The organism is Streptomyces sp. NPDC031225, from assembly GCF_055570355.1.
In genome coordinates this window covers 5,762-18,510 of the sequence record NZ_JBVIHJ010000022.1, presented here as the reverse complement: position 1 = coordinate 18,510, position 12,749 = coordinate 5,762, and the positions used below count along the sequence as shown (strand labels likewise).

At 71.1% G+C, this 12,749-nt stretch carries 13 protein-coding genes; 3 read left to right on the top strand and 10 right to left on the bottom strand.

Features of this window, described 5'->3' with window-relative positions; translation table 11 throughout:
- Positions 1-27: 27 nt before the first annotated feature.
- Genes ACZ48Z_RS31835 through ACZ48Z_RS31820 form a run of 4 tightly spaced genes read right to left on the bottom strand, consistent with a single transcriptional unit; the run spans position 28 to position 1,760 of the window.
- Positions 28-483: a DUF3618 domain-containing protein gene (locus ACZ48Z_RS31835; RefSeq protein ID WP_468739348.1), complete on the bottom strand. Its 456-nt coding sequence runs from the start codon at positions 481-483 to the stop codon at positions 28-30.
- Positions 480-902, bottom strand: a complete 423-nt coding sequence (locus tag ACZ48Z_RS31830) for a phage holin family protein (RefSeq protein ID WP_468739347.1) — start codon at positions 900-902, stop codon at positions 480-482. Before ACZ48Z_RS31830 ends, ACZ48Z_RS31835 begins: the two co-directional genes overlap by 4 nt.
- A 52-nt stretch (positions 903-954) precedes the next feature.
- The gene (locus ACZ48Z_RS31825) at positions 955-1,635 is read right to left on the bottom strand and encodes a hypothetical protein (protein ID WP_468739346.1); all 681 of its coding nucleotides are present in this window, start codon (positions 1,633-1,635) and stop codon (positions 955-957) included.
- Entirely contained in the window at positions 1,632-1,760 is a 129-nt protein-coding gene (locus ACZ48Z_RS31820) for a hypothetical protein (protein WP_468739345.1), read from the bottom strand. Before ACZ48Z_RS31820 ends, ACZ48Z_RS31825 begins: the two co-directional genes overlap by 4 nt.
- A gap of 152 nt (positions 1,761-1,912) precedes the next feature.
- Between ACZ48Z_RS31820 and dapA the strand changes: the two genes are divergently transcribed.
- Entirely contained in the window at positions 1,913-2,809 is an 897-nt protein-coding gene (gene dapA, locus ACZ48Z_RS31815; RefSeq protein ID WP_468739344.1) for a 4-hydroxy-tetrahydrodipicolinate synthase, read from the top strand.
- On the opposite strand, the gene ACZ48Z_RS31810 is transcribed toward dapA, so the two are convergent.
- The 5 genes from ACZ48Z_RS31810 to ACZ48Z_RS31790 all read right to left on the bottom strand — a co-directional run bounded on the left by ACZ48Z_RS31810 (position 2,810) and on the right by ACZ48Z_RS31790 (position 7,248).
- On the bottom strand, positions 2,810-4,027 hold the full coding sequence (locus ACZ48Z_RS31810; RefSeq protein WP_468739343.1) for a YncE family protein: 1,218 nt from the start codon (positions 4,025-4,027) through the stop codon (positions 2,810-2,812). It abuts the gene before it with no gap.
- Positions 4,024-4,593: a SigE family RNA polymerase sigma factor gene (locus ACZ48Z_RS31805; RefSeq protein ID WP_468739342.1), complete on the bottom strand. Its 570-nt coding sequence runs from the start codon at positions 4,591-4,593 to the stop codon at positions 4,024-4,026. The genes ACZ48Z_RS31810 and ACZ48Z_RS31805 overlap by 4 nt, the downstream gene beginning before the upstream one ends.
- Positions 4,594-4,746: 153 nt before the next feature.
- Positions 4,747-5,736 carry a 2,3,4,5-tetrahydropyridine-2,6-dicarboxylate N-succinyltransferase gene (dapD, locus tag ACZ48Z_RS31800; protein ID WP_468739341.1) on the bottom strand — a complete coding sequence of 330 codons (990 nt, stop codon included), beginning with the start codon at positions 5,734-5,736 and terminating at the stop codon, positions 4,747-4,749.
- 634 nt (positions 5,737-6,370) lie between these two features.
- Positions 6,371-6,928 carry a TetR/AcrR family transcriptional regulator gene (locus ACZ48Z_RS31795; protein ID WP_468739340.1) on the bottom strand — a complete coding sequence of 186 codons (558 nt, stop codon included), beginning with the start codon at positions 6,926-6,928 and terminating at the stop codon, positions 6,371-6,373.
- Entirely contained in the window at positions 6,928-7,248 is a 321-nt protein-coding gene (locus ACZ48Z_RS31790) for a DMT family transporter (protein WP_468739339.1), read from the bottom strand. Before ACZ48Z_RS31790 ends, ACZ48Z_RS31795 begins: the two co-directional genes overlap by 1 nt.
- A gap of 446 nt (positions 7,249-7,694) precedes the next feature.
- Between ACZ48Z_RS31790 and ACZ48Z_RS31785 the strand changes: the two genes are divergently transcribed.
- Entirely contained in the window at positions 7,695-8,507 is an 813-nt protein-coding gene (locus ACZ48Z_RS31785; protein WP_468739338.1) for an AbfB domain-containing protein, read from the top strand.
- A 148-nt stretch (positions 8,508-8,655) separates the two neighbouring features.
- Here the strand turns inward: ACZ48Z_RS31785 and ACZ48Z_RS31780 are convergent, their stop codons facing one another.
- A complete protein-coding gene (locus ACZ48Z_RS31780; protein WP_468739337.1) occupies positions 8,656-8,997 on the bottom strand; it encodes a hypothetical protein in 342 nt (113 codons plus the stop codon).
- Positions 8,998-9,553: 556 nt separating this feature from the next.
- Between ACZ48Z_RS31780 and ACZ48Z_RS31775 the strand changes: the two genes are divergently transcribed.
- Complete coding sequence (locus ACZ48Z_RS31775; protein WP_468739336.1) at positions 9,554-12,589, top strand: SdrD B-like domain-containing protein; 3,036 nt, start codon at positions 9,554-9,556, stop codon at positions 12,587-12,589.
- The last annotated feature ends 160 nt before the right edge of the window (positions 12,590-12,749 follow it).

Genomic DNA, 12,749 nt, shown 5'->3' with positions numbered 1-12,749 from the left:
GCCCGCGCCCACCCTTGTGCGCACTGCTCACTTCCTGGGGTACCGCCACGCCACCACGACGACCACGGCCACCGCCGCGCCGACGATCAGCACCGGCCCGGGACGCCGTACCGCCGCCCTGACCAGGGACCGCGCCGGTACGGGCACGCTGTTCTCCGCTCCGCGCTCCAGCTCCTGGCCCGTACCCGTTGCCCTGTCGTGGACCTTGTGGCCGGCCTGTGTGGCCTTGTCGTGCACGATGTGACCGGCCTGCGCGGCGGTGCTGCGCAGCTGGACGGTCATCGCGCCCGCCTTGTCCCTGAGGTCGGCCGCCCGGGCCCGCGCGCGGCCCTTCACGTCCATCTTTCCTGCCAACTCCTCGACCGTGTCGCCGAGTCGGCTGCGGGTCCGCTCGATCTGGCGCCGCAGCTCCTCGGGTCCTTCGGCGCCGACCGCCTGAGCGGCGTCGGCGCCCGTGCTCTGCGCTGGTGTCCGGTCCGTCATCGGTGCGCCCTCTCCTTGATCTCCTCGACGTCGGCCTTGACGCTGTCGAGCGCCTGCTCGGGCGTGGGGGGTGTGGCCTGGCGCAGCTGGGCGCGGCCGGTCGCGGCGAGCACCCCGGCGATCACGAACAGCACGGCCGTCACGATCAGCGCCGAGGCCCACACCGGCAGCACCAGCGACAGGGCGGCGACGGCCGTTGCGGCCAGTGCGAGCAGCCCCGCGTAAGCGAAGGCACCCGCTGCGCCCAGCAGCCCGCCGCCCTTTCCGGCGCGTCGGCCCTTCGCGGCCAGCTCCTCCTTCGCGAGGGCGACCTCCTGCCGTAGCAGCAGGGAGACCTGTTCGGTGGCCTGCCCGACGAGTTCTCCCACTGAGTGCTGTCCGTCGTGCGCCGCCGGCCTGGGGGCCGTGGTTCCGGTCACGGTGCTCCGCCTCCTCTCGGTCGGAACACCCGGGTACCCGGCCCGGCTCCCGCTACCCCTGCGGGGCGCCGCCCGGACCGTGCTGTCCGAGGCGGGCCAGCTGGCCCTGGAACCAGTCGAGCCTCGCCTGCAACAGGGCGGCCTCCGCGGCGAGTTCGGGCACGCCGAGTGCCTCCGGCAGATCGGGACCGGCGACCGCGGCCCCGGCGACCACCCGCAGCCCCTCCCCGGCCAGCCGGGCGAACCCGGCGAGCGAGACGGACGTACGGCCCCGCAGGCAGCCCGCGCAGGAGGGGGCCAGCGCCCGCCATCCCGGTCTGCCCCAGCCGGCGTCGGCCAGCGCCGCGGCGACGGTGCCGCAGGCACAGGGGCCGACGGTGGCCGTACGCACCCGCTGGCGGGCGTAGCGGAAACCGAGCTCGAAGCGGACGTAGCGGCCGAGGACCAGGACGTCGAGGAGGACGGCCGTGCGGTGCTCGGCCGTGCACAGCAGTGCCTCGGCCGCCGCGCGGTCGTGCACGCAGTGGAAGCCGCAGTCGCAGCGGCGGTTCGGTGCCCGGTGCCGCAGGCCGTAGACGCAGGACGCGTCGGCCAGGGCTCCGTACGGCAGCGCGCCGCCGAGCGACACACCGGTGAACCCGGCCCGGCCGCCGTCCTGGGACAGCACCGGGTGGGCGATCTTGTATCCGGTCGGCGGCTCCGTCGGGCGTTCCTCCGGAAGCCGCAGCCTCACCGGCCCGCCGGAACCTCTTCGGGGACCCTCAACTCCATGATCTCCTCGGGAAGTTCGAGCTCTTCCTCATGGATCTCCGGCCGCTCTTCCGCGACTCCGGTGGCGAGTGCCTTGCCGAGCTTCATGACGCCTCCAGGACCTGGGGTCGTGCACGGTCCTGGCCATGGTGACCCATGCGGGCCCGGTTTGGACATAGGGCCTTTATGCAGCATCCCTTAGCTGTATGTCGTAGGAGAATTAAGTGGAGCTTCACGGTCGACCTGTCGAGACTACCTGTATGACAACCCCCGCCCCGCCCTTCGGCCGCACTCTCTGCGCCATGATCACGCCCTTCGACGAGGCAGGCGCCCTCGATCTCGACGGCGCACAGCTGCTCGCCGCGCACCTGGTGGGCAACGGGTGCGACGGGCTCGTCCTCTCCGGCACGACGGGTGAGTCGCCCACCACGACGGACGCGGAGAAGGCGGCACTGGTGACGGCGGTGCGGGAGGCCGTGGGCGCGGGGGCGTCGGTCGTCGCGGGGGTGGGCACCTTCGACACCCGGCACACCGTCGAACTGACCCTGGCGGCCGAAAAGGCGGGCGCGGACGGGGTGTTGGTGGTCAGCCCCTACTACAGCAAGCCGCCGCAGGACGCGCTGGAGGCGCACTTCCGGGAGATCGCGGACGCCTCCGGTCTGCCCGTCATGCTGTACGACATCCCGGGCCGCACCGGCACCCGCATCGAGCCGGAGACGGTGATCCGGCTCGCGGAACACCCCCGGATCGTCGCGGTCAAGGACTGCTCCTACGACTTCCTCGGCACCCAGAAGGTGCTGAACGCAACGGAGTTGGCGTACTACGCGGGCTGCGACGAGCACAATCTCGCGCTGTACGCGGTGGGCGGGACGGGCTGTGTCAGCACCGTCGCCAACGTCGTCCCGGCCCACGTCGCGGCGGTCCTGGAAGCGTTCGAGGCGGGCGACACCCCCGTGTCCGCCCGCCTCCAACAAAGGGCCACGCCGCTGATCGAGGCGATGATGTCGGCGGGTCTGCCCGGCACGGTCACCGCCAAGTCCCTCCTCAACGCGCTCGGTCTGCCCGCGGGCCCGGTCCGCGCCCCGCTGCGGCCCGCCGACCGGGAGACGGCCGACGGGCTGCTGGCGGAGTACGAACGGCTCGTGGCCGCCACCTGATCAGGGCTGCGCGAAGATCGGCTCCCATCGTCCGGCGTCCCCGTCGTTGCCCGCAAGGAAGCCGCTGAGCGGGACCTCCTTGTCGCTGCCGACGGTGACAAGCACAAGCCGCTGATGGAACTCGTTCTTGTCGTTCTTGCCGATGTCCCAGGCGATGAGCCGGCTTTCGCCCACCCAGGCGAGCAGCTGCTGCCCGCGTTCCTCGGTCCTGGCGCCGGTCAGGGCGTTGACGACGTAGGAGGAGGTGTGCCACTTCTGCCCGGCGAACGAGCCGGCCACGAGGCTGCCGTTCGGCGACCTGCCCGCTTCGACGGCCCACTCCAGGTACTTGTAGCCCGTCGGCACGGGGACCACTTTGCCCGTGCGGTCGTAGAACACATATCCGGGTTCCATGGGGCGGCCCTCCCAGACGTACCGGCCGTCGTCGGTGAGGGCGAAGTCCTGGCGGCTGTTGACTATGATGCCGAACGGGACGCGCGAGTCGCGCACGAGCTTGATCTCGGTCCAGTCGCCCTTCCCGGAGGCCACGTCGAGGACGTAGAAACCGGTGCGGCTCGACGTCTGCGGCTGGCCCCATTCGACGTTGCCCTCCACCTTGACCAGCCGGTCGGGGTTCTGGCTGTACGTCGTCGCGACCAGCTTGCGGCCGTCGTGGGAGAAGGTGAGTCCGCCGACGCCGTGGTCGACCGGGATCCACCGCTCCACCTTGCCGGTGGCCAGATCGAGCAGACCGATCCGCGAGGCGGGCAGGTCCCGTTCCAGGACGGCGGCGGTCCTCCCGCCGGGGGCGACGGCGATCCACGACCAGTCCGCGGCCTTGGCGTACTTGCCCGTCTTCGGGTTCAGCAGGTGGTAGGTGCGTTCGTAGACGGCGCTGTCCGCGCTCTTCTTGACCGTCTCCGGGACGAAGTAGCCGGCCAGGGTCGTGCCTCCGACGGAGATCTCCTCGCGCGGCGGCGACTGGTCGGGGTGGGCCTTCGTCTTCTTCTCCACCACGATGCCGCCGGAGGGCCGTACGTCCTCCTTGCCGGAGTCCAGGAGCGGCACCGCCACCGCGACGGCGACCACGGCGGCCGTGGCCGCGGCGGCGACCGCGATCCTGCGGGTCCGGCGGCGCCGGCGGACGGACAGCACCCGGTCGGCGAACCCGCCTGCCGCAGGGGCCTGTTGGGCGGCCTGCTCGCGCAGGACGTCGCGCACGAGATCGTCGACGTTCACGAACGCACCTCCACGGGCGAGTAGTCACGGGACGCGAACCGCTCGGTGTCGGCCTCGCCGAGGGCGGCCAGCTCCGGCGCGAGCGCACGCAGCCGGGCCAACGAGCGGTGGGTGGTGGACCGTACGGTGCCGACCGAGCAGCCGAGGAGGCGGGCCACATCGGCCTCGGGCAGGTCGTCGAAGTAGCGCAGCACCAGCACGGTGCGCTGGCGTGCGGTGAGCCGGGACAGCGCCTGGCGCATCACGAGGCGCAGTTCGGCCGCGGCGGCCGTGTCGGCGCCTGGGACACCGGTCCCCGGTGGTTCGGGCGGCTCGGCGACACTGACCTCCCGCCGGGGCCACTTCAGCCGCCAGCGGCTGACCTGCTGACGGTAGAGGATCCGCCGCACGTAGGCCTCGGGTTCGTCGATCCGCTGCCAGCGCCCGGCCGCCTTGACGAGGGCGTTCTGGAGCAGGTCCTCACCGGCGTGCTGGTCTCCCCCGCACAGCAGCACAGCGGTCTTCAGCAGGGCGGACGACCTGCTGTCGACGAAGTCCCGGAAACTCTCCAGCCCTTCGGCATTCATCGGCACCTTCTCTTCCCCGGCGACGCCTGTGCGTCGCCCCTCCGCCCCTTGTGACGCGCGCGGTGCACTGCCGCTATGCCACCCCGACGAAAAAAGTCGCCGCGAGAGGCAAAGTCCTCTCGCGGCGACTCCTGTGAACGCGCGTCAGCGGGCTCAGTTGTGGCTGTGCAGGATGTCGTTGAGGCCGCCCCAGACCGCGTTGTTCGGGCGGGCCTCGACCGTGCCGGTGACCGAGTTGCGGCGGAAGAGGATGTGGGAGGCGCCGTTCAGCTCACGGGCCTTGACGATCTGGCCGTCGGGCATGGTCACGCGCGTTCCCGCCGTGACGTACAGCCCGGCCTCGACGACGCACTCGTCGCCGAGCGCGATGCCGACGCCCGCCTCGGCGCCGATCAGGCAGCGCTCGCCGATGGTGATACGAACGTTGCCGCCGCCGGAGAGCGTGCCCATGGTGGAGGCGCCGCCGCCGATGTCGGAACCGTCGCCGACCACGACACCGGCGGAGATCCGGCCCTCGACCATGGACGTGCCGAGCGTGCCCGCGTTGAAGTTCACGAAGCCCTCGTGCATCACGGTGGTGCCCTCGGCGAGGTGGGCGCCCAGCCGGACCCGGTCGGCGTCGGCGATCCGGACGCCCTTGGGCGCCACGTAGTCGGTCATGCGGGGGAACTTGTCGATGCTCGTCACGGCGAGGTGCAGGCCCTCGGCGCGGGCGTTGAGACGCACCTTCTCGACGTCGTCGACGGCGACCGGGCCCAGCGAGGTCCAGGCGATGTTGGGGAGGAGGCCGAAGATGCCGTCCAGGCTCTGGCCGTGCGGCTTGACCAGGCGGTGCGAGAGCAGGTGCAGACGCAGGTAGGCGTCGTGCGTGTCGAGCGGCTTCTCGTCGAGGGAGGCGATGACCGTACGCACCGCGACCACCTCGACGCCACGGCGGGCATCCGGTCCGACCGCCTTGGCGGCGCCTTCGCCGAGCAGTTCCACGGCCGTCTGCGAGGACAGCCGCTCGGTACCGGCCGGTCCGGGTTCGGCGGAGAGCTCGGGGGCGGGGAACCAGGTGTCGAGAACGGTGCCGTCAGCGGTGACGGTGGCGAGGCCTGCGGCGATGGCGCCGGTGGTGCGCGGAACAGTCGTGTCGGTCATGAGGGAAACCTAACCGCCGGGAGCCATGCGATGCGAACCCATGCACGGGACGTCTCATGAGTCGGGCGGTATGGGCCGGGGCGGGCTGGACTGCGACTCGGGGCCTGCCCGTGCGACGGCTCGGGGCGAGGCTGAGGGTGGGGGTGGGCGACGGCTGGGGGCCAGGCGGGGGTGGGACCGGACTGCGGCTCGGGCCAGGCAGAGGGTGGCCCGGACTGCAGCCCGGGCCAGGCTGGGGCGGGGCCTGACGAGGGCCCGCAGCCAGGCTGAGGACAGGGCCGGGCGACGGCCCCGGAATGGCCTGCGGCATCCAGTGAGACCCGGGGTGTCGCCCTGGACAACGAGGTCGGCCGCACCCGGCGCGAGGCTGCTGCCACGACCTGCGCGCCCCGCACGCCGCCGGCCCAGTCGGGGCCAGGCTGGGACGGCGCCGCACTAGGGCCCGCAGCCAGGCAGTGGACGGGGTCGCACCGACAGCCCGGAATGGCCTGCGGCATCCGGTAAGACCGGGCGGGGTGTCGCCCTGGACAACGAGGTCGGCCGCACCCGGCGCGAGGCTGCTGCCGCGACCTGCGCGCCCCGTACGCCGCCGGTCCAGGAGCGCAGCCGGGGCCGACGGTCCGGGGACCGGCGGTCATCCGTGGTCGGCCGGTCGGTCGGGGATCACCCGCGCCAGCATCTCCCGCGCGTACTCCTCGTCGTACGGCGCCCCCGTGAGCAGCACCTGAAGGCAGATCCCGTCCGTCAGCGCGACCAGCGCCCGTGCCGTGGCCGGATCCGTGCGGTGGGCCAGGCGTGCGGCGAGGTCGTCGGCCCATTCGGCGGCGACGGGACGCAGGGCGGGGCGGCGCAGCGCGGCGAGATAGAGCTCGTACTCCAGCTCGACGCCGGTGCGGTCGCCGCCGAGCCAGTCGCCGAGGACGCGGGCGAGGTCGGCGGCCAGGTCGCCGCCGGGATCGTCCAGGGCGCCGTGCGCCGCGACCGCCTTGGCGAAGCCCTCGCTGGCCTGGCGCAGCGCGGCGACCATGAGCTCGTCGAGGCTCTTGAAGTGGTACGTCGTCGAGCCGAGCGGCACATCGGCCTCGGCGGCGGCAGTGCGGTGACTGAGTCCCGCGAGGCCCTTCTCGCCGACGACCCGGATGGCCGCGTCGATGATCCGCTGCCGACGCTCGGGGTCGTGACGCCGGGCCATCAGTGCGCCCCTCCGAGGTTCAGCACCACGACCCCGACGATGATCAGCGCGATCCCGGCGGCCTTGGTGGCCGTCATGCCCTCCCCGAGGAAGAACATGCCGATCGCGGCGATGGTCGCGGTGCCCGCCCCGGCCCAGATCGCGTAGGCGGTGCCGACCGACACGGTCTTCAGGGTCTGGGCGAGCAGGGCGAAGGAGAGGACGTAACCGAGCACGGTCAGCAGCGAGGGTCCGAGCCTGCTGAAGCCTTCGGTGTACTTCATGGCCGTGGTCGCTCCGACCTCGGCGGCGATGGCTCCGGCGAGCATCAGGTATCCCATGTGTACGAGCGTACATAACGGCGCGCGACTCCGAATCCCCGGTCCCGCACCCGCGGTCCCGGGCACACCGCGCGGTACGGGGCGGCCGTCACCCAGGACCCGTTCGTCCGATCCGGCGCCGCACGGACGTATCCGACTGGTCGTCAGCCAGGATCCGGAGCCGCCTCCTGCCACCCCGGCACGCCTCGCAAGCAGATCCGGAGGACGAAGACGGGCCGTACGGGACAACCGGGGGCAGAGGTGATCACACCGTCACGCCACCGTCGTCCTCCGATGCGGAACTGGAACCCGGCAGGCGGGAAATCTGGAAACCAGCCGGTTCAAAAGGCTGCTCGGGAGCCCCTGTAACCACTAGTGTTCACCCGGAAGCGCTAGTGCTTCACCATTCACATACCGCGCCACCACAGCAGCGGCCGTCGCAGCCCGCCGCGCCGGAGGAACAGCGCATGCCCGAAGACAAGTCCCGGCCACCCCAGGACCGCCCCTGGGAGAACGGCTGGACGTTGGACACCGCCCGTACGCCCGGCACCAGACGGCTCTATCTCGCCGGAGTGCTGGCAGTGGCCACGATCGTCGCCTGCGTGACGGCGGTGGTCGCCACGAACAAGGCGATCGACTCACCGTCAAAAACCACGCAGGACGACGGCTCCGGCCTGATCTCCTTCACCTCGCAGCCCGCGACCACCGCCCCGGAGGGCGACAGCGGTCTCTCGTCGGTGTCGCCCAGCCCCCTGGACCCCCGGCAGCAGGGCCCGAGCCCCACCGCAACCGTCACGGTCACCCCGAAGCCGCCCAAATCGACGGCGTCCAAGGGCGCTTCGTCGAAGCCGAAGCCTTCAGTGACCTACCGCTCGGTCCGCTCGGTCAACTACCCCGCCCGCTACTGGCACGTGACCGAGTATTACGTCGGCCTGGACCCGGTCCGCGGTTCGGAATCCCGCGAGGACTCGACCTTCAAGCTGGTCAAGGGCCTGGCGAACGCCTCCTGTTACTCCTTCACCACGCACGACGGCAGGTACCTCCGCCACAGCAACTTCGTCCTGCGGGCCGCCCGCAACGACGGCTCGTCCCTCTTCAAGCAGGACGCCACCTTCTGCCCCCGCGACTCCTCGTACTCCGGCGCGAAGATGCTGGAGTCGGTCAACTACCCCGGCTACTTCCTCCGCCACGAGAACTTCGTGGTCCGCCTGGAACGCTTCGAGTACAGCCCCCAGTACCTCCAGGACTCGTCGTTCCAGCTGGTGGACCCGCTGGCCTGAGTCGCACCTGAGCACGGGAAAGCGGCGGCACCCGACAGGTGCCGCCGCTTTCCCGTGAACGGGGTCTCTCAGAGGGCGGTATGAGGCCTGATGCCCGATTCTTCGTTTCGTGCGGGACAAGCGGGCAGGTTGTGGCGACGTCGGTCGACTACGGCCGGGGCTGGGTGAACAAGCCTGGCTCGGTCTCGGCCAGGATCCCGCGGTCGGCCAGCCGCTTGAGCTTCAGGCGGACGTTGTCGATGTTGTTGGGCGCGACCGTCAGGTCCATCGCCTCGCACACCTGCCGGGCCCGCAGCCGGTGGTCGCCCGCGGTGAACACCGCCATGATCTGCTGGTAGGCCGGATGATCCGGCAGCTTCGGTGCCGGCGGCGCGGGCGGCCCGGGGCCGGGCAGCTCCAGCAGTGTCTTGCGGGTGATCCGGACTTCCTCGGCGGCCCGGCCGAGTTCGTCGAGCTGCGCGGTCAGCCGCGCGACCTGTTCCCGCGTCACGGGGCGGGCTGGCGACCATGCGCCCCCGTGCAACGATCGCGGATCGCCGGGCAGCCGTCATCTGCACAGTCCTGCAAGTGGCGACGGTGGCGCTGGCGTTGTGGCTTCGAGGCAGTTTGAGGGGGTTCGGCTCTCCGCCACGCTGGTCGCGCTGGCCCCGCCGTGCCGGGCGCCTGCCTGGCCTGGGCCGCCTGCCGTGACGACCGCAGCGAGGCCGCGGCGGACACCGACGCGAAATCGTGGTGGCGACGAAGGCCAGATCGGTCATCGCGAGCTCGTGGCGAGATGTGAGGTGGGATCGGTTCGGACAGTGCGTGCTCAGCGCCTCCGGGGCCGGATCCGCCCCTGTTGACGGCTTCCATGGGGCCACTCACCCGCTCTTGACGGACCCCATATGCACCCGCGAGATCACCACGGCAGCGTCCGCCACCACCCTGATGGCCCCACCGGGCCGGTCCGATAATCCGTCTTCTCCTCCGAACGGGTCGATTCGATCTTCTTCATTGATCCCATACATAGCTCGATGGGGGTGTTCGCTCCACGAGACGAGGACACAGTGTTCAGAGCAGAACCAGGTACCGCCGCCTCGCGCCGGCGCCTGCACGACGCTCCGCCCGGACGGCGGAGACGGCTCGCCGGTCTGACCGGTCTGAGCATCGCGCTGATCGCGACCGGTTCACCGGCCCTCGCGGTCACCGGGCTCGGCCCGCTCGCCGCGACCGCACGGGCCGCCGCTCCCAGTGACGGCACCCTGACCGTGCGGGTCGTCACCGAGGTGGACGCCGACGGCGCGTACGACAGCGTGCTGGAGCCGGGCCTCGCCGGCGTCAGGGTCACCCTGACGGACGACGCCGGCCAGGTCCGGAACGCGACGACCGGGGCCGACGGCACCGCCACCTTCGCGGCCACGTCCGCGCTCACCGGCGGCAAGTACCGCGTCCAGGTCGCCAACCCGGACCCCGACAACCTCTCCCCCGCCGTCGCGGGCCTGGGCACGGGCGCCGACGTCATCCGCAGCAGCGTCGGCTTCGTCGACGTCTCCGGCGGTACGGACGTCACGTACACCACGGGTTTCTGGGATCCCAGCCTCTACTGCCAGGAGAACCCGACCCTGGTCACCTGCAACCTCGCCAAGGGGGATGCCCCCGACACGTACAAGGGCCTGGTGTCCTTCGGCGGGGGCTTCACCGGTAACAGCTACGGGGGTGTCACCCAGCTGACCGACAACACGAAGCAGCAGGCCGTGTTCGGTATCGGCGTGGACCGCACCGGCAACAAGTACATGGGCACCCTGGTCAAGCGGCACACGGCCTACGGCCCGGCGGGCGCCACCAACACGATCTACCGTCAGTTCGGCACCGAGAACGCCGTCGACACCTTCGTCACGCTGCCCGGGACGCTCACCGCGCACGAGACCACCGACAACCTGCTGCACGACAACGCCGTCTACAGCAAGGTCGGCCGCGAGGGCATCGGCGATGTCGACGTCACCGGCGACGGCAAGACGCTGTACGCGGTCAACCTCAACGACTCCAAGCTGTACAGCGTGGCCATCACGGGCTCCGGCGACTCCGTCACGCCCGGCACGCAGACGTCGTACGCCATCCCGAGGCCGCAGGCCTGTGTCGGCCAGTGGCACCCGTACGGCATCGGCGTGCGCGGCAAGCGCGTCCTGGTCGGCGGGGTGTGCGGCGCCGAGACGACCGTCACCTCGGACCTCGCGTGGGGCAACCCGGGGCAACTGAGCGCGCACGTCTACGAGTTCAAGAACGGCGCGTTCAGCGAGATCTTCACGCACGCGCTGGACTACCCCCGCGGCTGCGCCTACCGGTTCACCGGTACGCCGCCCGAGGCCTTCCGCTGCACCAAGCCCTCCACGGTCGGCCAGCGCATGAGCGGTATGTGGGAGGCCTGGAACGAGCGCGTGCCGGCTCGGGAGGAGCACTCCTTCATCTCCGCGCCCCAGCCGATGCTGTCCAACATCGAGATCGCCGACAACGGCGACCTGGTCCTCGGCTACCGCGACCGCTTCGGCGACATGACGGGGACCTACACCTACGCCTACAACAGCACGACCGAACCGCTGGTCACCGGCATCGCCGCCGGCGACGTGCTGCGCGCCTGCAAGTCCGGGACGACGTACACGCTGGAGAGCAACGGCTCCTGCGGTTCGCTGCCCGGCAATCTGCCGGGCAACCTCGAGGGCCCGGGCAACGGCGAGTTCTACGATGACTCCACGACCCTCAATGACGCGGTCCACGACCAGGTCGGCCAGGGCGCCACGGCACTCCAGCCGAACCGCGACAAGCTGTGGGGCACGGTCTACGACCCGATCAACGCCTACGAGCAGGGCGTCCGCCGCTGGACCGCGGACAGCGGAGCGATCGAGGGCAACCTCCTGGTGCAGGCCACCTATGACACCTCCACCCCCCTCCCCCAGAACCTGTTCGGCAAGGCCAACGGCCTCGCCGACCTGGAGCTCGTCTGCGACCAGGCGCCCGTCCAGATCGGCAACCGGGTCTGGTACGACTCGAACGGCAACGGCATCCAGGACCCGTCCGAGCCGCCCGTCGCAGGCGTCGTCGTCACGCTGACCCCGCCGACCGGGCCGCCGCTGACCGCCACGACCGACGCGAACGGCGAGTACTACCTGGGCACGGAGGAGGGCCTGAAGCCGAACACGGCGTACGCGGCCACCTTCGACTACAGCGGCATCAACCCGGCGACGCTGCCCGGCTCCCCGACGCTCGCCGAGCTGAAGTGGACCCAGCAGGCGGCCGGTTCCGACCGTGCGCTCGACTCGAACGTCGACTCGGCGGGCCGGACCACGGTCGGCGTCGGCGACCCCGGCTACGTCAACCACACGTTCGACGCGGGCCTGGTCGGCCCGGTCAACAAGCTGGGCGACTACGTCTGGTACGACACCAACGGCAACGGCATCCAGGACCGCGGCGAACCCCCGGCGCCGAACGTCACCGTCAACCTGTACAACGACAACGGCGACCTGCTCAAGACCGTCAAGACCGACGCAGGCGGCAAATACCTCTTCGACAAGCTGGCCGACGGCAAGTACAAGGTCTGCTTCGTGAAGCCGGCCGGCTACGCCTGGACCAAGAAGAACACCGGCGACACCGGAGACGACTCCGTCGTCGACCCGGCCACCGGCTGCTCCCCCGTCGTCACCCTCGGCCCGGGCAACCGTGAGGACCTCACCCTCGACGCGGGCCTGGTCAAGGAGTTGGCGCTGACGGTCGTCAAGACCGACAAGAAGACCGGCAAGCCGCTGCGCGGTGCGGTCTTCCAGCTGTGGCTCGACAGCAACGGCACGTCCGGCCTCCAGCGGGGCGGCGCCCACAAGGACCGGATGGTCGGCGACTGTGTCAGCGGCCGGACGGGCACGTGCTCCTTCGACGGCAACCGGATCGGCACGTACTACCTCGTGGAGAAGGACGTCCCCGAGGGCTACGTCCTGCCGGACAACCCGGTCTTCGGCCCCTACCGGCTGACCCTGGCCAACGGCTCGGGCAGCGAAGGGCTGATCGTGAAGATCGCCAACAAGCGGGGTGAACCCTGCAAGGGCAAGAAGTGCTGACGCCCTGCCCAGTGGGGTGACAGCCGCGCACCCGGGAGGGTGACGCGGGGCGGGGGGGGGGGGGGGGGGGGGGGGGGGGGGGGGGGGGGGGGGGGGGGGGGGGGGGGGGGGGGAGCGGGGGGGGGGGGGGGGGCGGAAAAGGAGAAAGAAAAAGAAAAGA

Bases quoted from the DNA above. Each gene is read 5' to 3' on its own strand.
- dapD (WP_468739341.1), bottom strand. From the start codon at position 5,736: ATGACCGACACGACTGTTCCGCGCACCACCGGCGCCATCGCCGCAGGC.
- ACZ48Z_RS31805 (WP_468739342.1), bottom strand. From the start codon at position 4,593: ATGAATGCCGAAGGGCTGGAGAGTTTCCGGGACTTCGTCGACAGCAGG.
- ACZ48Z_RS31790 (WP_468739339.1), bottom strand. From the start codon at position 7,248: ATGGGATACCTGATGCTCGCCGGAGCCATCGCCGCCGAGGTCGGAGCG.
- ACZ48Z_RS31820 (WP_468739345.1), bottom strand. From the start codon at position 1,760: ATGAAGCTCGGCAAGGCACTCGCCACCGGAGTCGCGGAAGAGCGGCCG.
- ACZ48Z_RS31785 (WP_468739338.1), top strand. From the start codon at position 7,695: ATGCCCGAAGACAAGTCCCGGCCACCCCAGGACCGCCCCTGGGAGAAC.
- dapA (WP_468739344.1), top strand. From the start codon at position 1,913: ATGACAACCCCCGCCCCGCCCTTCGGCCGCACTCTCTGCGCCATGATC.
- ACZ48Z_RS31795 (WP_468739340.1), bottom strand. From the start codon at position 6,928: ATGGCCCGGCGTCACGACCCCGAGCGTCGGCAGCGGATCATCGACGCG.
- ACZ48Z_RS31835 (WP_468739348.1), bottom strand. From the start codon at position 483: ATGACGGACCGGACACCAGCGCAGAGCACGGGCGCCGACGCCGCTCAG.